Source organism: Sphingobacterium thalpophilum (genome assembly GCF_901482695.1).
Classification (GTDB): Bacteria; Bacteroidota; Bacteroidia; order Sphingobacteriales; family Sphingobacteriaceae; genus Sphingobacterium; species Sphingobacterium thalpophilum.
Genome location: NZ_LR590484.1, coordinates 668,687 through 689,024, shown reverse-complemented (window position 1 = coordinate 689,024; position 20,338 = coordinate 668,687). Strand labels below are relative to the sequence as shown.

The 20,338-nt window shown below is 41.8% G+C and carries 16 protein-coding genes and 1 tRNA gene; 11 read left to right on the top strand and 6 right to left on the bottom strand.

Going from position 1 to position 20,338, the window contains the following annotated elements:
• Positions 1-360: 360 nt before the first annotated feature.
• Positions 361-445, bottom strand: a tRNA-Ser gene (locus FGL37_RS03005).
• Positions 446-539: 94 nt separating this feature from the next.
• Positions 540-1,424, bottom strand: coding sequence for a bestrophin family protein (locus FGL37_RS03000; RefSeq protein ID WP_028071303.1), 885 nt, complete (start codon positions 1,422-1,424; stop codon positions 540-542).
• 42 nt (positions 1,425-1,466) lie between these two features.
• On the opposite strand from FGL37_RS03000, the gene FGL37_RS02995 reads away from it, so the two are divergent.
• Genes FGL37_RS02995 through trxA form a run of 3 tightly spaced genes read left to right on the top strand, consistent with a single transcriptional unit; the run spans position 1,467 to position 3,370 of the window.
• On the top strand, positions 1,467-2,339 hold the full coding sequence (locus FGL37_RS02995; protein ID WP_232048621.1) for a glycoside hydrolase family 25 protein: 873 nt from the start codon (positions 1,467-1,469) through the stop codon (positions 2,337-2,339).
• Positions 2,340-2,343: 4 nt separating this feature from the next.
• A complete protein-coding gene (locus FGL37_RS02990; RefSeq protein ID WP_160169530.1) occupies positions 2,344-3,087 on the top strand; it encodes a rhodanese-like domain-containing protein in 744 nt (247 codons plus the stop codon).
• On the top strand, positions 3,074-3,370 hold the full coding sequence (trxA, locus tag FGL37_RS02985) for a thioredoxin (protein WP_028071305.1): 297 nt from the start codon (positions 3,074-3,076) through the stop codon (positions 3,368-3,370). The genes FGL37_RS02990 and trxA overlap by 14 nt, the downstream gene beginning before the upstream one ends.
• A gap of 99 nt (positions 3,371-3,469) precedes the next feature.
• On the opposite strand, the gene FGL37_RS25330 is transcribed toward trxA, so the two are convergent.
• From FGL37_RS25330 to mqnC, 3 genes are all read right to left on the bottom strand, one after another.
• Positions 3,470-3,631, bottom strand: a complete 162-nt coding sequence (locus FGL37_RS25330; protein ID WP_162835074.1) for a hypothetical protein — start codon at positions 3,629-3,631, stop codon at positions 3,470-3,472.
• 153 nt (positions 3,632-3,784) lie between these two features.
• Positions 3,785-4,345 carry an SMC-Scp complex subunit ScpB gene (scpB, locus tag FGL37_RS02980; RefSeq protein WP_028071306.1) on the bottom strand — a complete coding sequence of 187 codons (561 nt, stop codon included), beginning with the start codon at positions 4,343-4,345 and terminating at the stop codon, positions 3,785-3,787.
• Positions 4,346-4,353: 8 nt separating this feature from the next.
• Positions 4,354-5,478, bottom strand: a complete 1,125-nt coding sequence (gene mqnC, locus FGL37_RS02975; protein WP_028071307.1) for a cyclic dehypoxanthinyl futalosine synthase — start codon at positions 5,476-5,478, stop codon at positions 4,354-4,356.
• A 408-nt stretch (positions 5,479-5,886) separates the two neighbouring features.
• Here mqnC and FGL37_RS02970 point away from each other — a divergent pair, with 408 nt between their 5' ends.
• The 8 genes from FGL37_RS02970 to FGL37_RS02935 all read left to right on the top strand — a co-directional run bounded on the left by FGL37_RS02970 (position 5,887) and on the right by FGL37_RS02935 (position 18,822).
• Entirely contained in the window at positions 5,887-9,189 is a 3,303-nt protein-coding gene (locus tag FGL37_RS02970; protein ID WP_081817956.1) for a SusC/RagA family TonB-linked outer membrane protein, read from the top strand.
• Positions 9,190-9,221: 32 nt separating this feature from the next.
• Positions 9,222-10,937, top strand: coding sequence for a RagB/SusD family nutrient uptake outer membrane protein (locus FGL37_RS02965; RefSeq protein ID WP_028071309.1), 1,716 nt, complete (start codon positions 9,222-9,224; stop codon positions 10,935-10,937).
• Between the two features lie 122 nt (positions 10,938-11,059).
• Positions 11,060-12,379 carry a D-alanyl-D-alanine carboxypeptidase gene (locus FGL37_RS02960; protein ID WP_232048620.1) on the top strand — a complete coding sequence of 440 codons (1,320 nt, stop codon included), beginning with the start codon at positions 11,060-11,062 and terminating at the stop codon, positions 12,377-12,379.
• A 10-nt stretch (positions 12,380-12,389) separates the two neighbouring features.
• On the top strand, positions 12,390-13,688 hold the full coding sequence (locus FGL37_RS02955; RefSeq protein WP_028071311.1) for an MFS transporter: 1,299 nt from the start codon (positions 12,390-12,392) through the stop codon (positions 13,686-13,688).
• A gap of 20 nt (positions 13,689-13,708) precedes the next feature.
• Positions 13,709-14,437: a (Fe-S)-binding protein gene (locus FGL37_RS02950; RefSeq protein ID WP_028071312.1), complete on the top strand. Its 729-nt coding sequence runs from the start codon at positions 13,709-13,711 to the stop codon at positions 14,435-14,437.
• A gap of 24 nt (positions 14,438-14,461) precedes the next feature.
• Positions 14,462-15,352: a TIM barrel protein gene (locus tag FGL37_RS02945; RefSeq protein ID WP_028071313.1), complete on the top strand. Its 891-nt coding sequence runs from the start codon at positions 14,462-14,464 to the stop codon at positions 15,350-15,352.
• 222 nt (positions 15,353-15,574) lie between these two features.
• Positions 15,575-17,149: a peptide MFS transporter gene (locus FGL37_RS02940; protein ID WP_081817957.1), complete on the top strand. Its 1,575-nt coding sequence runs from the start codon at positions 15,575-15,577 to the stop codon at positions 17,147-17,149.
• Positions 17,150-17,232: 83 nt separating this feature from the next.
• On the top strand, positions 17,233-18,822 hold the full coding sequence (locus tag FGL37_RS02935; RefSeq protein ID WP_051607212.1) for a peptide MFS transporter: 1,590 nt from the start codon (positions 17,233-17,235) through the stop codon (positions 18,820-18,822).
• A 123-nt stretch (positions 18,823-18,945) separates the two neighbouring features.
• Here FGL37_RS02935 and FGL37_RS02930 read toward each other — a convergent pair whose 3' ends face one another.
• The gene (locus tag FGL37_RS02930) at positions 18,946-20,238 is read right to left on the bottom strand and encodes a hemolysin family protein (RefSeq protein ID WP_028071316.1); all 1,293 of its coding nucleotides are present in this window, start codon (positions 20,236-20,238) and stop codon (positions 18,946-18,948) included.
• Positions 20,239-20,338: the final 100 nt, after the last annotated feature.

Genomic DNA, 20,338 nt, shown 5'->3' with positions numbered 1-20,338 from the left:
TAAAGTTCAAACCCCCGGCCAACCCTTCTGATTCGAATCCATATAGAACCGAAAAAGCCTTTCATTGCTGAAAGGCCTCTTGTGCGGAGAGTGAGGGATTTATCGCGTCCCACATCCCCATGCTAATGTCTGCGATGATAAAGTTCGAACCCCCGGCCAACCCTTCTGGTTCAAATCCATATAGAACCGAAAAAGCCTTTCATTGCTGAAAGGCCTCTTGTGCGGAGAGTGAGGGATTTATCGCGTCCCACATCCCCATGCTAATGTCTGCGATGATAAAGTTCGAACCCCCGGCCAACCCTTCTGGTTCAAATCCATATAGAACCGAAAAAGCCTTTCATTGCTGAAAGGCCTCTTGTGCGGAGAGTGAGGGATTCGAACCCCCGAACCTGTGACAGTTAACGGTTTTCAAGACCGCCGCATTCGACCACTCTGCCAACTCTCCGCGACAAAAGTAGAAATTCTGAATAGATTTGCAAAACTTATTTTTGCTGCCCCTTCTTATCATTTGAAAATGAGCTAGATTGTTTTTATCAGCGCTAGGCAGAGATAATCTCGTGGCAATGTTTTTTTATATTGGTAGCGATTTTATCAATCGGCAGATCGTCCTGATCTACTCCAAATGGTTCTTCTATGGATTCTCCGATCAATTCCAGCGAAGCTAATACGTATAAAATAAACGGAACAGCCACGACAACGAAATATCCGATAGAAAATACATAACCAATAGGAAGTGTCATGGTATAAAAGATGATGAACTTTTTGATGAAAGCACTATAGGACAATGGAATTGGTGTATTCTTGATCCGCTCGCATGCTCCGCACACATTGGTCATGGATACAATCTCCTCATTCAGTATAATGAGCTGATCTCCGCTGACAATGCCGGTATTATAGAGCTCGTTTATTTTCTGAAAAATCATGTTCGACACCTGATTAGGACCATGTTTTTTACTGTCCAGCGACTTTAATTCGGGATGCTCATTTTCGTCAAGCATAAATTTGGTGTAGTCAGACCGCAAAAAGTCATATAATGTCTCTGCGAATAGGGGAATAGCTTTACGGAAAAAGCTGCGGTTCACTTTGTCTTCTTCGGATAGAATAGCATTGAGTTTATACGAAAATGCTCGACTGATATTGGTCAGCGTGCCCCACTGTTTACGGGCTTCCCACCAGCGGTCGTAAGCTGAATTCGTGCGGAACACCAGCAATAGGGAAATGACAAAGCCTAACAGATTATGGACAATGGTAATGTTCTTAACCCAGCTTTTTTCATTTAATTTAAGGTACTCGAGCTCGAGATAGGCGATCCCCCAAGAATAAATGGCAATTAAAATGAGAAAGGGCAATAGCTTTTTAAAGGTATCTGATTTGTGTAGCTTGAAAGTTGCTGACAGCCAGTCTTTAGGGTTGTATACAATCATATACAAAAATATAAATTGTTGGGAAAACTTTGTGAGTTTATTATGATTGCCGTAACTTCATCTCGTATGACGCAGCAGCGAACAAAACGAACGAAGGCGACGGTGAAGCACAAACCGGCCCGTGAGACCAAATGGATATGGACAGCGGGGGCGATGCTTGTTTTTTTTCTGGCGCTAATAGCCTGGCATTACAAAGCTGGTATAATCTATTACTTTCGGACGATAACCTCTAAAAGCCGAACCTTGGCAAAGGATGTCAAGTACGATATCCGGAATATCGAAATCATGAGTAAGCACAATGATAAGGTATTTGGGATAGATGTATCAACCTATCAGGACAATATTGATTGGCAAAAGGTAAATACAATAAACGACCAGTTTCCCATCGACTTTGTCTTTATACGGGCAACAATGGGCGAGAAAGGGGTAGACGATAAGTTCAGCAGAAACTGGTCCAAAATAGAAAATAGAGCAATCCTAAGGGGAGCTTACCATTACTTTCGGCCGAATGAAAATTCAGTCAAACAGGCCAAAAATTTTATCCGTAAGGTCAAACTCCGGCCAGGAGATCTACCGCCAGTACTGGATATCGAAGAGCATCCAAAGCAACAATCGATGGATAGCCTCAAGGTAGGTTTAAAACGATGGCTTAACGAAGTGGAATCGCATTATAAGGTCAAGCCTATTCTCTATTCTGGGGACAAATTTTATAGCGATTTTTTGGAAAGGGAATTTGCAACATACATCCTCTGGATTGCCAACTATAATTTTTGGATTGAAAATCCGAAAGACCACTGGGCGTTTTGGCAGTTTTCCGAAAAGGGCACCGTAACAGGCATTCGTGGTAATGTAGATTTAAATATCTATAATGGTAAAATTGAAGAATTGGAAAAATTGCTTATTCCGTTTAAATAAAAAAATGCGAAGATTTTTAATGATTATCTTTACCACAGGTCTGCTTATTTGGGGCGGAGGTTCACCTGCTTCGGCCGGACAGGAAAATACCTGTTGTTTTTTGTTTGGTGTAGCCCAGGATGTCCCGACGCTCAGCGTCGAACAATTTAAAAGGTACCGTAAGCAGACTGACGTCATCGTATTGGATACACGCTCCGGTGATGAGTTTTTAAAAGGCTTTGTTCCCCAGTCTGTCAATATCGGTTTCAAGGGGCCTTTCGATACTTTTTTGATGCGGGTGTTTCCGGATAAGAGCCAGAAGCTGCTCGTTATTGTTAAAGACGTGGAGAGGGATGCAGTATTACAGCGGCTGCTCGGATTGGGATATACCCGAGTTATTGGTACTCTGATCGGTGGGATTATCGAGTGGAAACACAGTGAGGGGGTGGACTCTATACCAAATATCACGGTAAACGAATTTTATAAAAAATCAGATCAAGGTCATATTGTTGATGTTCGTACTCCTGAAGAATTTGATCGCGGACATATTGACAATGCAATGAACATTCCGTTGTCGGATTTCGCTAATTTTGGAAATACGCTTAAGGAAGATGGCGAAGCGATGTTTGTACACTGTCAGTCAGGATATAGAAGTGCGGTTGCTGTCTCCATTTTGCGCGCAAAGGGGTTTAAACATATTTGCAATATCCAAGGAGGATATAAGGCATTAAAAGAAGAAATAAAGGAGAATAATAATGGCAACTTTTGACCAGATTATACAATCAAATTCACTGGTTTTGGTGGATTTTTTTGCGACGTGGTGCGGTCCATGCCAGACTATGGCGCCAATATTACAGGATGTAAAGGAGTTTTATCAGGAGGATTTGTCTATCATCAAGATAGACGTCGACAAAAATCCGAAAATTGCCTCTATCTATAAGGTAAGCGGTGTCCCGACGTTTTTGCTATTTAAAAATGGGCAGCAGGTATGGCGGCAGAGCGGAATGATCCCGAAGATGGAATTGCACAAGCTTATTGATCAGGTGAAGTAATTAAGGTGAAAAAGATAAGGCGTTCAACAATCGATTGAACGCCTTATCTTTTGTAATGATTCTCTGGTTTTAATAGGTAGTGTTATATTGCACTATATATTAAAATTCATCGTCATCATCGAAGTCCTCCAATCCTCCAATCGAGTCGATTTCTGAAATATCGAAATCATCATCGAAATCATCATCGTCGTCATCAGGTCCATTGAAAGATGCGAACTTTACTTCTTCAAGATCTTCGTTAGCTAATATTGCCGTGTTCATAAAATAATACTTTATAGTTTCTTATTCGATGTTGTAAAATTAGAGAAGAAAACGATTTTTTAAAACTTTTTTTGAAAAAAATATCGTCCTTTATTTTTCTGTTAATCAGTATGTTGAACTCGTTTTTAAAAATAAAAATTTATTTCATTTTATTTACTCATTAGTTTCGCCAATTGCGTTGTCTTCTGTCACAATATCTTTAAGCTGCGGTAAATCGCGGACACCATTGATTCCGAAATGATCCATGAATTGTTGACTAGTGGCGTAAAGCAACGGTTTGCCAATACTGTCAGCCTTACCTGCGATCTTAATCAATTTCTTTTCCAATAGCCTTTGAATAGAGTAGTCACAGCTCACTCCCCTAATTTGTTCAACTTCGAGCTTTGTAATTGGCTGTCGATAAGCAATGATGGCCAGCGTTTCCAGCGCAGACTGACTCAGTTTCCGCTTATTACTATGGTTCTGTAACTGTTGTATCGATTCGTGGTAAATAGCTTTTGTCAGGAACTGATAAGAATTGTTGATATACCTTAATTCCAAAACGTAATCTTCGTCTTGATATTTGGTTTCGATTTTCTTGATCAGTTCTCTCAGCTCTTCCCTAGAAATCTCAATAGCGAGCGCTTCTTGCAAAATCTGCTTGATGTCGCCCAGATCGATTCCTTCTGCAGAAGCAAATATGATTGCTTCAATATTTCTAATGACGTCTTTCAATGTAAATATTAATAGTTAATCACTTGTTCGACCATATGCGCCGGAAGTTCCCTGAACTCATATTTTTGCGTTCTCAACTGCGGCTCAAAGCCTGCTTCCAAGATAGCCTCTTGTATGGACTTTGAGGTAAAACGGTGTGGCGCACCAGCTGCCGATACGACGTTTTCTTCAATCATAATGGAACCGAAATCGTTAGCTCCGGCATGAAGGCAGAGCTGCGCTGTTCTTTTGCCAACAGTAAGCCAGGACGCTTGGATGTTTTTAATGTTGGGTAGCATAATTCTGCTTAAGGCAATCATGCGGATATACTCTTCGCTGGTTACGTTGTTGGTAATGCCGCGGAGCCGTTTCAATAAAGTACCATCATCTTGGAAAGGCCAAGGAATAAAAGCGATAAAGCCGTAGGCGTCTTTTGGTTTTTCTTCCTGTACTTCCCGAATCCAGACGAGATGTTCAAACCGTTCTTCTATGGTTTCTATGTGTCCAAACATCATTGTCGCAGAAGTAGGCAAATTTATTTTATGTGCGGCACGCATCACATCAAGCCATTCCTTTCCGCCACATTTTCCTTTCGAAATAAGTCGTCTGACACGGTCGTTAAGGATCTCCGCGCCGGCGCCCGGAAGAGAATCCAGACCAGCAGCTTGTAGCTGGGTGAGCACATCGATATGACTCATATTTTCCAGTTTGGAGATATGAGCGATCTCGGGCGGGCCAAGCGAATGCAATTTTAGTGTAGGATAAAGATCCTTTAGCTGCTTAAATAGATCCTTGTAGAAATTAATACCTAAATCGGGATGGTGGCCTCCTTGCAATAATAACTGGTCACCACCATATTTAAAGGTTTCTTCGATCTTCTGTTTGTAACTTTCGATATCAGTGATATAGCTATCCTCGTGTCCGGGTCGACGAAAGAAGTTGCAAAACTTGCAATTCGCAACGCAAACATTGGTGGTATTGACATTTCGGTCAATCTGCCAGGTTACTTTGCCATGTGGCACTTGTATCTTTCGCAATTCATTGGCTACAAAAGTCAAATCAGCTGTAGGGGCGTTTTGATATAAAAATACACCCTCTTCCTTGGAGAGGAACTCAAATCGGAGCGCCCGTTCTAATAAATTACTTGCATTCATTTATCACAAATATAAGTACCTTTTGGCGTATTTATATGTATTTGCAGAATATTTGACATTCTGATTTGATACGAAGGTAGGATGGGTAAAAGCACAACAGAACGTGACTTTTTGTAACAAAAATATAGACAACACCTTAGTGTATAAAATACAATATTTTGATTTATAACGTGTTGTAACTTAAATTTATTTTTTTCTTTCTTTTTACATTTATTATTCTTTACATTTATTTAACAGATTTTAACATTTCTGTAAAATAACCAACGAGTAAATAATGATAACCAAAAAGCGTAGACCAATAGCAATTGATATTGCGGGAGGTTAAGCGGAGTAACCAAACTAAAAGACCAACATAGAACCAAATAAGAAACAATAAACATAGATTTTTTAAACCACCTATTTAAAATTATGATGAAAAAAACGGACAAAAATTGCTGTTTTGATCTCATATTGGGCCAAAAGTTCAATAAGAGGTTCCTGCTGATGAGCTCTCTACTCATAGCAGGAGGAATGACTGCTCAGGTAACTGCCAATGGGCTAGTGGCTCATAAGCGAGTTGAGGTCGTTTCACTGGTGAAAGTCAGGGGATTTCAAGAGACACCAATTAAGGGTGTGGTTAAAGATGCTGCTACTGGTGAGCCAATCAGCGGCGTTTCGGTGAAAGTGAAAGGCTCGAGTAGAGGTACATCTACCGATCCTAATGGTGCATTTACTATTGAGGGGAAGGTAGGCGATGTGCTGGTCGTAAGCTATATTGGTTATAGCAGTTCAGAAATAACTATTGCTGGAAAAGCAGATTTGACCATTTCGCTCAACTCTTCGCAAGACGCCTTGGAAGAAGTGGTTGTGACTGGATATTCTGCGCAACGTAAGAAGGATCTGACTGGAGCTGTGGCGGTTGTCAATGTGAAGGATCTTAAAACAACTCCTGCTGCCAGTGCGGTGGAATCATTACAGGGCCGGGCAACTGGGGTGCAGATTGTGGTTGATGGTGCTCCCGGTTCCACGCCGCAGATTAAGATCCGTGGATATAGCACAATCAATAACAACGAACCGTTATATATTATCGATGGTGTTCCTTATGAAGGAAAATTAAGCTGGCTGAATCAGAGCGATATAGAGTCTATGCAGGTGCTAAAAGACGCCTCAGCAGCTTCTATCTATGGTTCACGTGCAAATAATGGGGTTGTCATTATTACGACTAAAATCGGACGGGAAGGAAAGCCGCAGTTTAATATCGAATCCTACTACGGAGTACAGGTACCTAATAGTTCGAGATTCCCCAAAATGCTTACACCTCAACAGTTACTGGATATAGAAAATAGACTTAACGGCACGAACAATAAGCTTCCAGATTATCTTATAAATGGTCCTCAGGTAGGCGGTAAAGATGTGATTACGGATGCTGATATCGATATGTCAAAGTATAAATATGATGCAAATAGCCGTGCAGATTTCTTCCAGATAACAAAAGCGAATAAGGCGGGTACGAATTGGTTTGAGGCCCTATCCCAGAACGCACCGACACAATCTCATCAGCTCAGCGTGTTGGGCGGAGGCGAAAATGCCTCATATGCAATTTCGGGTGGCTATCTTAAACAAAAGGGAACAATTATCCATACAGGGTTTGAGAAATATAATATCCGATCCAATACGCGCTTTTCAGCTTTCAACAATAAGTTACGCTTCGGTGAAAATATACAATATAGTTTTACAGAAGGATTCGGGGTCGGGGTGAATACAAATACGGCCGGAGACTACATAGGTGAGGGTAGTGTGCTAGGTTTCGCGTATCGCATTCATAATATTATTCCTGTATATGATGAGGGTGGAAATTTTGCCGGTTCTGTAGGCGGCCAATATGGTAATGGTGAAAATCCTGTTGCTATCGCTTATCGCGCAAAAGATAATAAGAATAGAAGCAATATGTTCTTTGGTAACGTCTTTGGTGAATTTGACATATTGTCGGGCCTAACATTCCGGAGCAGTTTTGGTATGAAGTATGAAAACTACAATGGTATAGCATATACGTATCCTAATCCCGAATTTACCGAAGGTAGCTTTAATAACGGAATTAACGAATACTTTGGATTGAATAAAGAATGGACATGGACGAATACGTTAAATTATAAAGCCACATTCAATGAAGCACATACACTGAATATTTTGGCAGGCACGGAAGCCATTCAGAACAGAAATAGACAGATCAGAGGTAAAGGCAATGGATTCTTTACCATGTCAACCTTAGATTATCTCTATTTGGATGCAGCAACTACTGGACGAGTGAGTGAAGGTGCTGGTTCTGTTGGTGCCCTATTTTCTATTTTTGGAAAAGTGGATTATTCCTACAGAGACAGGTATATCTTGAGTGCAACCATCCGTCGGGACGGGTCTTCGAACTTTGGTACTAGTAATCAATATGGAACATTTCCCGGAGCAAGTGCTGCCTGGCGTCTTTCTCAAGAAGAATTTATGAAAGATATTCCTTGGCTCTCGGATTTGAAAATAAGAGCAGGATATGGTGTGACAGGTAACCAGCGAATTCCTTCCAATCAGTTTTTGAACCGTTATCAGGTCGCCATTAACTCCTCTTCTTATCCAATCGATGGAAATTTGGGTTCGGGAATGTGGCAGAATGCCTATAGCAATCCAGATGTAAAATGGGAGCAGGTGTCGGCATTGAACTTTGGTTTGGATTTTACCTTATTACAAGGAGATTTTGATGGATCTTTCGACTGGTATAACAAAAAAACCAAGGACATGTTATATTTGCTGCCCCTGCCCGCTGTTGCTGTTGGCCGTGCCGCATCACCTTATGTAAATATTGGCGATATGCAAAACAAAGGGATAGAACTGTCTCTTAATTACCATTATGGTAGACGCCAGGAAAGTCCATTCACGTTGGATCTGTCAGGAACGATCTCACGCAACGTTAATAAGATCGTGGCCTTGGCACCTTCTGTAACTCAGCAGATATACGGTAGCTTCAGGAGTATGGAGACCTCTATCTTAAGGCCGGGTGAAGCACTGGGCTCTTTCTTTGGGTATAAAGTGATTGGAATCTATTCGGAAGCTGATATTGCGGATAATAACGTAGCGAAATATGAAGATGGCAGATCTAGGGTTGGAGGTTTGAAATTTGAGGATATTAACGGTGACAAGAAAATAGATGCTGCGGACCGGACCGTAATCGGAAGTCCACATCCTGATTTTGTATATTCCTTTAACATCAATGCGGCTTATAAAAACTTTGATTTTATGGCATACTTCTATGGCTCTCATGGAAACAAGAACTATGAGGCGACACGTTACTTTACAGATTTTGGCGTTTTTAGAGGACAGAAAAATGTACGTGTGTTGGATGAATGGAGTCCCAATAACAGCTCAAGCATGATCCCATCACAGGTGAATAATGCATCGCCGTATGAGTATGCATCGTCTAGCTACTATGTTCAGGACGCTAGTTTCCTGAAGCTAAAGAATCTTCAGGTTGGTTACAATTTTGACACCAACAGAGTTTTTGGCAATAACACCGGAATCAAAAAGCTTCGCGCTTATCTAGGGGTGACAAACCTTTTCACTATTACAAAATATGAAGGTTTAGACCCTGAGGTTACTGCGACGCCTTCAACCTATCCTGCCTTAGGCGTTGATTTCGGTGTATATCCACAAGCACGACAGTACATGCTTGGTGTGAGCCTTGGATTTTAAGGGTTTAGTGATTTAAGTTTAAATTGATTGAAATGAAAAAAACAAATATAATAACAGTTCTAGGGTTATCATTGACCTTATTTGCATCTTGTGGAAAGTCTTTTCTCGAACGAGATCCGCAAGGGGAGCTGCCCGAATATCAGATAATAAATGCAAAAGGTATAGAAGCTTCTTTGATAGGAGCGTACGGTATCTTAAACGGAAATGTGAATGGAACCTGGGGCAATTACTCCTCCGCGCCTAGCCAATGGCTGTTCGGCGAAGTAGCGGCAGATAATGCTCACAAAGGATCTGAAGCAACAGATCAGCCGAATATGAATTTAATTGAATTCCATACACCTAATAGTTCGAACGATAACTTAAGTCAGATGTGGGAGGTCTATTATGAAGGAGTGTCAAGAGCAAACAACACATTGCGCATTTTAAAACAGGACCAAGCAGGCGACAAGACGGTTACTGCCGATAGGGCGGTGGAGATCGAGGCGGAGGCTAGGGTATTGCGCGCGCATTATTATTTCTTTCTCTGGCGTGTGTTTAAAAACCTCGTTTACGTGGACGAAAATATTACTTATGAAGAAGCGAAGACCAAACCGAATAAAGATGATGTGTTGCCTAAAATAATTGATGATCTGAAATTCGGAATAGACAAACTTCCGGCAACTAAAATCAACAAGCAGTCGGGCCGCATGGACCAGATTATTGCCAAAGCTTATTTGGGTAAGGTGTACTTATATCAGAAAAAATATGCAGAGGCGCTCACATTATTTAAAGATGTCATCGGTACTAAAGATATTCGTACCATGCCTTACCAAAATAATTTTGATGTGCTGACAGAAGATGGACCTGAAGCTTTACTCGTATCAAAACATGCTATCAATCCGGATGGATCGGGTGATAATGCGAACGTGGGTGATATGTTGTCTGGATTAAATGGAAGTAACCCAGTAGGCTGCTGTGGATTTTATCAGCCAACTATAGACTTGGTCAATGCATACAAAGTAGGAGCGGATGGTCTTCCGCTTTTAGATGGTAGCTATCGCGATAATCCGTATAAATCCGATTTTGGATTGTCAGATGATGATAAGAAAAAGTATAAATTAAATGTAACTATGCGCTTTGATCCTCGATTGGACTATACCGTCGGACGAAGGGGGGTACAATTTCATGATTATGGTGTAATGCCAGGTGATGCCTGGATTCGTGAGGCAAGTTCCGGAGGCCCTTTTGTGGGAATCAAGACAATGATTCCTCAGAGTTTATTTGGGGGACATACTGCTGCAGGTGCGGCTTATATAACAGATCTGGATGTCAATATCATCCGCTTAGCGGATGTCATATTGATGGCAGCTGAATGTCAGGTTGAATTGGGAGATTTGGACGGTGCTCTTAAATCCGTTAACTCCATCCGTGAAAGGGCTGCAAAATTGCCTCCAAAACTGACGGGGGATGGTGTGCCCGCCGCGGCTTACAATGTAAAGCCTTATCCATCTTTCAAGGATCAAAATCAAGCCCGCAATGCCGTGCGCTTTGAGCGAAGATTGGAGTTGGCCTTGGAGGGACATCGCTTTTATGATCTGGTGCGCTGGGGAGAAGCAAAAGCTGTGCTTGAAAGTTACTCAGCTTTTGAGGGCGGTATTATCTCGCGTTATAAAGGACTGGTTTTTGGAAGCCGAAACGAGTACTTCCCGATTCCACAAGCACAAATTGATAGAAGTGGTGGTGCTTTAGTACAAAACCCAGGCTATTAACAATCGGCATATAACTAAAAAAGGAGGAAATCAATTCCTCCTTTTTTTATTTTAACGGTTTGTATCCGAATTTTGGCAATAGGTGAAAAGGACTTGTCGCGCTTTTTTGTATGTTTGAGCTGATGAAAAATTATCTGCGCTCCATCCTGCTATTTTTGATGGTTCCATGTCTTATACATTCGGTACATTCCCAGGAATTCGAAGACCTCTACCGGATGTTTCAGGAATCGAAGATACTGAATGATCATTTTTACGGATTTTCGCTATATGATCTCCGTTCCGATAGGTTCGTTATGGATATCAATGGCAATAAACATTTTACGCCGGCTTCCAACACCAAAATGTATACCACCTATGCAACGCTTGAACTCCTGGGAGATTCGATACCTGGATTGGAGTATGTGGAGAGAGGTGACTCGTTAGTAGTCTGGGGGACCGGAGATCCTACTTTTTTACATAATAGATTGGATACACGGGTGGTCTATAATTTTCTGAAGAAAACCGACAAAACAATCTATATTGTGCCCGGAACAATGAAAAATAAGTTCTACGCACATGGCTGGGCAATGGAAGATTACGAGGCGTATTATCAGCCTGAAATAAGCACATTTCCAATTTATGGAAATGTCGTGACCTTCCGCCAGAAAGGTTATAATCGCCTGGTTACATCCCCCGCAAGTTTTCAAAAGCTCCTGGATGTCCTGGCGGAACCTAAGCAGGGAGGCTTCGAACTCTCCCGCTCCTTTAGAGATAATCGCTTCTGGATGTCCAAACGAGCTGTGCCAGAAGATTACGTCAATGAGGTACCTTTTATTTATTCTGATACTTTGTTTATTCGGCTATTGTCGGACACCCTTGGCAAGAATGTGCAGTTATTGGATTACGCGAAACCAAATGATACCAAAATTCTGTATTCAGGACTGACCAAAGACCTCCTCCGGGAAATGATGCTACCCAGTGATAATTTTATTGCCGAACAGTTTCTGATGATGTGTTCATGGCGACAGTTTGGGCAGTTTGATACTTATCTGGTACGTGACTGGATGAAAAACAATGTGTACAAGTTCTTTTCCAACGAAGTGGCCATTTTTGACGGATCTGGCTTATCGTCCTATAATAAAGTGACTCCCAACAATAATATCGATCTGCTGGTGTTACTAAAAAGTAAGATTCCGGATGAAAAAGAACGGTTCCGGCTATTCCCGGCCGGTGGGGTGGACGGTACATTAAAGAGGACCTACAGCAAGGATCTGGGTGTACCCTTCGTCTTCGCCAAAACGGGCACCATCACCTCTGTTTACAATCAGAGCGGGTATTTAATAACAAGATCCGGCAGACGCTTTGCCTTTTCGTTTATGAACAATAATTACATCGATGATCAGGCAGCTGCAATTCGTAAAGAAATGGCTAAAATAATTACTTATATTCGTCAAACTTATTAAGCCAATTTACATGCAAGCAATTGAAAAAAACAATAAAAAATTGATCCGGTCCTGGGCCATGTTTGACTGGGCTAATTCTGCTTATAACCTTGTCATTACCTCCACCATCTTTCCGGTTTACTATACCACGATTACGACTACAAAAGAGCATGGTGATGTGGTTAATTTTTTCGGCTTTGAAATTGTCAATACCGCATTATCCAATTTCGCACTCGCGGTAGCTTATTTGTTGATGTCCTTTTCATTGCCTTTTATATCCTCCTATGCTGATGCACGGGGACTGAAGAAACAAATCATGAAATTTTTTACCTACATGGGGGCAATCTCCTGTATGTGTTTATTTTTCTTCAAACTTGAAACGCTGGAAATCGGAATAATCTGTTTCGCTTTAGCTGCAATGGGCTATATCGGAGGTGTGCTATTCAATAATTCATATTTGCCGCTACTGGCGACTGTGGATCAACAGGACCGCGTGAGTGCCCAAGGGTTTGCTTTTGGTTATATAGGCTGTGTTACCCTACAGATACTTTGTTTTATCGTAGTGCTGAAGCCAGTATGGTTCGGTATCACTGATCCTTCTTTGCCAGCACGGATATCTTTTCTAATGGTCGGATTGTGGTGGTTGGGATTCTCCATGATACCTTTTAAATACCTGCCCAAAATTGAAGCGTCGGCAAACAATACGGATAAAAGCTTTGTGCAGAATGTAAGGGATGAATTTACTTATGTAACTCAGAAAATAAAGGGCATTCCGGAGATTAAGCAGTTTCTACCTGCTTTTTTCTTTTATGCTATCGGCGTACAGACCCTCATGATTGTCGCCTCATCCTTCGGTGAAAAAATTCTTCATCTTGGTGCTGAACGGTTGATCGCTACGATTCTTTTGATTCAGCTGGTCGCTATATTGGGAGCGTTTCTGATGTCTTATTTATCAAGAATCTATGGGAATATCAAAGTGTTGATTGTGGTTGTCATGTTGTGGATCGCGATATGTATAGCCGCATTTTACTTGTCTACGGCCTTGCAATTTTATATTATTGCAGCACTGGTTGGTTTAGTGATGGGCGGTATACAATCTTTATCCCGGTCAACCTACTCTAAATTGATTCCTGCCGATATCAAGGATACAACAGCCTTCTTCTCTTTTTATGATGTGACAGAAAAAGTAGCGATCGTACTTGGGCTGTTTTCCTTTGGACTGATCGAGCAGATCACACACAATATCCGTTACTCTGCTTTGGTCTTGTCTGTGTTTTTTGTAATTGGATTGTTACTTTTGATACGGATATTAGTATCCAATAAATCTTAATTTTATTGATTGAATTAAATATGAAAGTAGAACTTTTTGTTCCTTGTTTTATAGACCAGCTTTATCCGGACACTGCTTTTAATACGATCCGTTTGTTGGAAAAAGCGGGTTGTGAAGTGGTCTATAATCCTGATCAGACTTGCTGTGGCCAACCGGCCTACAATGCTGGATTTTGGGACGATGCGAAACAGGTCGGCAAGAAGTTCCTCGATGATTTCTCAGGACAGCACCTGATCATATCACCCTCAGCCTCCTGCACTGGTATGGTCAGACATGGTTACAGCGATCTATTTGCGAATTCGGCCGATTCTCACCAGTGTCATAAAATACAACAGCAGGTAATGGAAGTTTCCGATTTTCTAGTCAATGTACTGAAAAAAGAGTATTTTGGGGCTGAATTGGAGGGTGTAGCGGTGTATCATGATTCTTGTTCGGCACTGCGTGAATGCAAAATTAAAAATGAACCTAGAAAGTTGCTGAGCAGGGTGTTGGGGCTGGAAATGGTAGAGGTCAAGGACAGCGAAACTTGCTGTGGTTTTGGGGGTAGCTTTGCCGTTAAATTTGAAGGTATATCAGCGGCCATGGCCGAGCAAAAGGTTCGTAACGCCATGGCACTCAATGCCGATTATATTATATCAACAGATTCTTCCTGCTTATTGCAATTGCAGGGATATATTGATAAACATAAATTACCCATTCAGACTCTGCATCTTGTGGATGTACTGACGACTGGCTGGGGAAATATATAAATAACACACTTTAAATCTAAACACATGAATTCGAGAAGAGATTTTCTAAAAAACCTTGCATTAGCTTCTGCTGGTATCGCATTGGCGCCATCGTTGGAAAGTTTTGCCACCGCAAAGAAAGATTGGTTTGACATTTCCTTAGCTGAATGGTCCTTACATAAAACGTTATTTAAAGGTGATCTGAATAATTTGGATTTCCCAGTTGTGGCAGCCAAAAAATATGGTATATATGGTGTTGAATATGTAAATCAGTTCTTCAAGGACAAGGCCAATGATAATAACTATCTAACAGAGCTTAACATGCGCGCCAAAGATAATGGTGTCCGCAATGTCCTCATCATGGTGGATGGCGAAGGGAACCTAGGTGATGAGGATGAAACTAAAAGGAAACAAGCTGTACAGAATCATTATAAGTGGATTTCAGCCGCAAATTTTTTGGGTTGTCACGCTATCCGTGTGAATGCCGCCGGTAAAGGCACTCCCGAAGAGGTTAGCAAACGTGTGGTTGAGAGTTTGACGGCATTATCGGATATCGGAAAAAAAGCAGGTATCAGCATCATTGTAGAGAATCACGGTGGTATATCGTCCCACGGTGACTGGTTGGCTAAGACATTAAAAGCTGTGGGAAGTAAATACTGTGGCAGCTTGCCGGATCTCGGTAATTTTTATGAATATGATCGTTATCAAGGGGTAGCAGACCTGATGCCTTATGCGCATGGTGTCAGTGCAAAGACACATGACTTTGATGCCAATGGAAATGAGACGCAGATCGATTATGAACGCATGCTGAAAATCGTGAAAAAGGCGAAGTTTAAAGGTTATATCGGCATTGAATATGAAGGAAGTAAATTAAGCGAGGAAGAAGGTATCTTCGCTACTAAAAAATTATTGGAGCGCCTGCGCCCGCTAATTTAATTGAAAGCCGCGTTTCTCTAAAAAGGGAAATGCGGCTTTTCACTGGAGCTAGGCTCATGCCGGACCGCTGGTCTGCGCCTGTCTCTATCATCATCCCATATATTAACTATAGTTGTTACAGAACCTTTCGTTGTTTATCGTATCATAGCAGATATTCAGCTGGGGATAAAAAGGGATAATCGACATCACACTACCTGATATTGAAAAATAAGAATTGAAAACATGAATTTGGAAAAAGATGCTGTTCTGGAGTCCCATCTAACTCAAGTGGGGGCTGAACATGTATTGGTGAAAGGACATCCCGCAGGCTTATTTGTATTGTTTTTTACTGAAATGTGGGAACGCTTCAGTTATTATGGGATGCGAGCCCTATTGGTCAACTTTCTGGTTTCTACGATTGCCCAGCATGGCTGGGGCTGGACCAATTCAGAAGCCATGAAACTATATGGTCTATATACCGGCATGGTCTTTTTAACACCATTATTCGGTGGGATTATTGCTGATCGCGTCACCGGATATAAAAAGTCTATTATGGTGGGGGCGATAATCATGACCTTAGGGCATCTGTCGATGGCCATGGAAGGTTTTAGCAAGAACTTTTTTCTAGCTGGGCTGATGCTCATCGTTCTTGGGAATGGTCTTTTCAAACCGAATATCTCCTCGATGGTGGGTAAACTGTATCCTGACAAAGGGGGCAAAAAAGACGCTGGATATACGATTTTTTACATGGGCATCAACGGAGGAGCCTTCCTCGGCATGATGTTATGTGGTTATATTGGCGAGAAAATTGGCTGGCACTTCGGCTTTGGACTCGCAGGGATCTTTATGTTCTTGGGGATGCTGCAGTTTTATTTCGCACAGCGTATTTTTGGGACAATAGGTAACAGTCCGGAGAAAGCGGAGATAATGCTGGAGCAGTCCGTAAAAGAAGACGAACATCCGAAGCACATTGTGCGTGACCGCCTATTGGTAATTGCTATTTTTATGTTTTCCAGCATCGTGTTCCATCTAGCTTTTGAACAGGCAGGTGGATCGATGACTATATTTGCAAAGAATTATACACAGCGCCTGTTGAGCGGAGGAGCTGCAACGATTTTTAAATGGGCTGACTTTGCATTGACGATAGTACCTATTGTCGTGATCACGGGCGTACTCTATGTATTGGCAAAAAAGATAATCCGTAAATATCCGCTCATTATACTTTTTTCAGGGATTTCATTTGTTATCATCTGGTCTCTATGTCTCTGGAAGGTGTACCGTGAATACCATGGTATGGACTCTGAAGTTACCGTTTCTTGGTTTCCTATGCTCAATTCCTTCTTTATCATTACTTTAGCTACATCTTTTAGCAAGATATGGGAAAAGGTATGGAACCCTTCCGGCCCGATTAAATTTGCCATGGGCCTCACATTGGTAGGAGTTGGCTTTGCCGCATTGTCTGTGGGGAGCGCCGAAATACCGACAGGGGCGAAAACTGCTTCGGTAAGTATGATCTGGCTGGTGGCCGCTTATTTTTTTCATACCGTAGGCGAACTGTGCATTGGCCCCGTGGGATTGTCGTATGTCAGCAAGCTGTCACCAAAGAAATTTTTGGGACTGCTGTTTGGTTTTTGGTTTTGTGCCAACGCCATTGCCAATTTTATTGGTGGCTTTATCGGATCTTACATCGATAACATCACCAGTTCTCATTCCATGTCGTATTTCTTTGCAGTATTTACCATAATACCGATGATTGCAGCGGTATTGCTGATTCTAGGAAATAAAAAAATAAAAAAGATGATGCATGGAATTGATTAATTCATAGAAAAATAGTGTATATTCAAGCAATTTTTAACAAAATAAAAACAAAACCTGAGTTATAAAACAATTATCGAAATTATATGAATCAAGAAAAAGATCAAGTTCTTGTAGCACATCTGGCCAAACAGGGGATTGATGACAAGATGGTGAAAGGGCATCCTGCCGGATTATTCGTGCTATTCTTTACAGAAATGTGGGAGCGTTTTAGCTACTATGGTATGCGTGCGCTTCTGGTTAACTTTCTAGTCTCCACGATTGCACAACAGGGCTGGCAATGGACAAATGAAGAGGCAATGAAATTATATGGGGTATATACCTTCGCCGTTTACCTCACACCGCTCTTTGGGGGCATGATTGCTGACCGCTTGACGGGTTATAAAAAAGCGATACTTATAGGCGCTTTGATCATGACTCTCGGGCATGCCTCAATGGCCTTGGAAGGTATTTCTAAAAGTTTCTTTTTTCTTGGTTTAATCTTGATGATTTTGGGGAACGGGATGTTCAAACCCAATATATCTTCCATGGTCGGTAAGTTATATCCCGATACGAGCCCTAAAAAGGATGCGGGCTATACTATTTTCTATATGGGTATCAACGGAGGTGCATTTTTAGGTATGTTGCTCTGCGGTTATATTGGTGAGAAAATCGGCTGGCATTATGGGTTTGGATTGGCTGGTGTGTTTATGTTTTTTGGGATGATCCAATTTTACTTTGGGCAGCGTATTTTTGGAATTGTAGGTGAAACTCCAAAGGCCATTCAGGCGGACCATGACAAAAAGATGAGTGTCAACAAGGAGGAGGAAGAAACGATTCCGGCAAATATTGTGCGTGACCGTCTGGTAGTCGTTGCGGTTCTGATGATAGCCAGTATCGTGTTCTTCTTGGCGTTTGAACAAGCAGGCGGTTCGATGACAATTTTTGCAAAAGATTATACACAGCGCCTGCTCAGTGGAAATATGGCCATTGGTTTTAGATGGCTGGATGCTGCCCTAACCATATTCCCTATCATGGTCATCACCGGTGTACTTTTTTCGCTGGCTAGAAAGGTGTATACCAAGTATCCACTGACCATTATTTTTACCGCTATCTCCTTTGCCATCATCTGGGTTTTGTGTATCTGGAAAGTGCACCGCGAATTTACAGCAGTGAATACGGAGGTAACCGTGTCTTGGTTCCAGATATTAAACTCGTTCTTTATTATTACACTTGCATCGAGTTTTAGTAAGTTCTGGGAGAAGGTATGGAATCCCTCGGGCCCGATTAAGTTTGCGCTGGGTTTAATATTGGTGGGCGTAGGTTTTGCAGCCCTGTCATATGGAAGCCTTTCTATTCCACAAGGAGCTAAAACAGCCTCTGTAAGTATGATCTGGCTGATATTAGCCTATTTTTTCCACACTTCCGGCGAGTTATGTCTTTCTCCTGTAGGCCTTTCCTATGTGAGTAAATTGTCACCAAAGAAATTCTTGGGCCTCTTATTCGGTTTTTGGTTTTGTGCGTCTGCAATAGCAAACCTGATCGGTGGATTTTTGGGTGCATATATTGATAAGATAACCGCAACACATTCGATGTCCTACTTTTTTGGCATCTTTACAATCGTACCCTGTATCGCAGCTTTAATTCTGATTTTATTAAATCCAGTACTGAAAAGAATGATGCACGGGATCAATTAATAACGTACGTATCATAGTTAGAATACATAGTAACCGAGGGGCGGTCCAACTTATTACCGGCCCTCGGTTTTGAGCACTAAGATTCCATGGGTGCGTACTGCAGGCGCAGATGCCAGTGGTTTGTTACTCTTCTATTTTCAGTAACAGCTTGTCTATGCGGTTGCCGTCCATGTCCAGTACCTCAAACACCAAATTTTTAAAACGTACACGCTCTCCTTCTTCCGGAACATGATCCAGTAATAAAAATACTAGGCCGCCCACGGTCGTGACGTTGTTGATGTCATCTTCATCTTCCTCGGAAAGACCTACCTCAAATTCGTCAAAAAGATCTTCGACCTGATACTGTCCATCCACGACATAGTCTCCACTTTCAAGCTGCCGTATGGAGGGACGTATACTGATGTCACTTTCCGTAATATTTCCCACCAAATCGCCGACGATATCACGTAGTGTAATGATGCCTTGGGGCGAACCATATTCATCTATGACCACAGCTTGATGCACCTTGGACGTGCGCAATATGTTCATGATGCTATAAGAAGAACTGAATTCGTTGACAAATTTTATCGGAAGCAGCACCTCCTGAAGATTAAACGGTTTGTTCTCTAGGCACTGCCGTAGCAAAGACTTGACATGAACTACCCCTTTAATATTGTCCAGACCACCTTCACAGACGGGATAGATCGAGTGATCGTTATTCAGGATTACCTCTCTGTTTTCTTCAAAGGAGTCCTCTAGGTCCAAGAATACAATATTTTTGCGGTGAGTCATCAGGTTTATGGCTTTCTTGTCTCCCAGGCTTAGAAGACGGTCAACAATGTCATGCTCAATACCTTCAATGACACCACTGTCTACACCTTCGTCGACCAGCGCTTTTATCTCCTCTTCTGTGACGCTGTTACCTGTACTTTTAATGTTCAGGATCTTGACAATAAACTCCGTGGATGCGCTTAAAAGCCAGACAAAGGGTCTGACGATCTTGCTAAGCAGGTTCATTGGGTAGGCGATAAACATGGCGTATTTTTCGGGGATAGCCATACCGATACGTTTGGGGACCAGTTCACCAAGCACCAGGGAAAAGTAAGTGATAACGAGCACGACCAAAATGACGGCTAATTGCTGGCTGTAGGGGGCAATGATGCTGGATTTGTTGAAGATTTCAATGAGATAGGCCGAAATACTGCCGCCCGAAAAGAATCCTGTTAGAATGCCAATCAGGGTGATCCCTATTTGTACTGTCGAAAGAAAACTGTTGGGCGACTCTTTCAGATGGAGAGCGATTTTCGCGGCTGGATTATTTTTATCGCTTTCGGCCTGCAGCCGCGCTTTTCTGCTGGACACGATAGAAATTTCGGATGCGGACAGTACTCCGTTTAGGATAATCAGTATGAGGATTATAATTGCTTCAGTGAGCATAATGTGTTGAAAGTTGTTTACTAATGCTAATTTAAGAAAAAGACAGCCTAAATCGTAGAATAATCGCTTTATAAAGCAAAGAAGCTGCATCTTTGTGAGA

What these genes read in the sequence shown, in the direction of transcription:
- FGL37_RS02935 (WP_051607212.1), top strand. Translation starts at nt 17,233, where the DNA reads ATGAATCAAGAAAAAGATCAAGTTCTTGTAGCACATCTGGCCAAACAG.
- FGL37_RS02945 (WP_028071313.1), top strand. Translation starts at nt 14,462, where the DNA reads ATGAATTCGAGAAGAGATTTTCTAAAAAACCTTGCATTAGCTTCTGCT.
- FGL37_RS02995 (WP_232048621.1), top strand. Translation starts at nt 1,467, where the DNA reads ATGATTGCCGTAACTTCATCTCGTATGACGCAGCAGCGAACAAAACGA.
- FGL37_RS02955 (WP_028071311.1), top strand. Translation starts at nt 12,390, where the DNA reads ATGCAAGCAATTGAAAAAAACAATAAAAAATTGATCCGGTCCTGGGCC.
- FGL37_RS03000 (WP_028071303.1), bottom strand. Translation starts at nt 1,424, where the DNA reads ATGATTGTATACAACCCTAAAGACTGGCTGTCAGCAACTTTCAAGCTA.
- FGL37_RS02940 (WP_081817957.1), top strand. Translation starts at nt 15,575, where the DNA reads ATGAATTTGGAAAAAGATGCTGTTCTGGAGTCCCATCTAACTCAAGTG.
- mqnC (WP_028071307.1), bottom strand. Translation starts at nt 5,478, where the DNA reads ATGAATGCAAGTAATTTATTAGAACGGGCGCTCCGATTTGAGTTCCTC.
- trxA (WP_028071305.1), top strand. Translation starts at nt 3,074, where the DNA reads ATGGCAACTTTTGACCAGATTATACAATCAAATTCACTGGTTTTGGTG.
- FGL37_RS02960 (WP_232048620.1), top strand. Translation starts at nt 11,060, where the DNA reads ATGAAAAATTATCTGCGCTCCATCCTGCTATTTTTGATGGTTCCATGT.
- FGL37_RS02990 (WP_160169530.1), top strand. Translation starts at nt 2,344, where the DNA reads ATGCGAAGATTTTTAATGATTATCTTTACCACAGGTCTGCTTATTTGG.
- FGL37_RS02930 (WP_028071316.1), bottom strand. Translation starts at nt 20,238, where the DNA reads ATGCTCACTGAAGCAATTATAATCCTCATACTGATTATCCTAAACGGA.
- FGL37_RS25330 (WP_162835074.1), bottom strand. Translation starts at nt 3,631, where the DNA reads ATGAACACGGCAATATTAGCTAACGAAGATCTTGAAGAAGTAAAGTTC.
- FGL37_RS02970 (WP_081817956.1), top strand. Translation starts at nt 5,887, where the DNA reads ATGATGAAAAAAACGGACAAAAATTGCTGTTTTGATCTCATATTGGGC.
- FGL37_RS02965 (WP_028071309.1), top strand. Translation starts at nt 9,222, where the DNA reads ATGAAAAAAACAAATATAATAACAGTTCTAGGGTTATCATTGACCTTA.
- FGL37_RS02950 (WP_028071312.1), top strand. Translation starts at nt 13,709, where the DNA reads ATGAAAGTAGAACTTTTTGTTCCTTGTTTTATAGACCAGCTTTATCCG.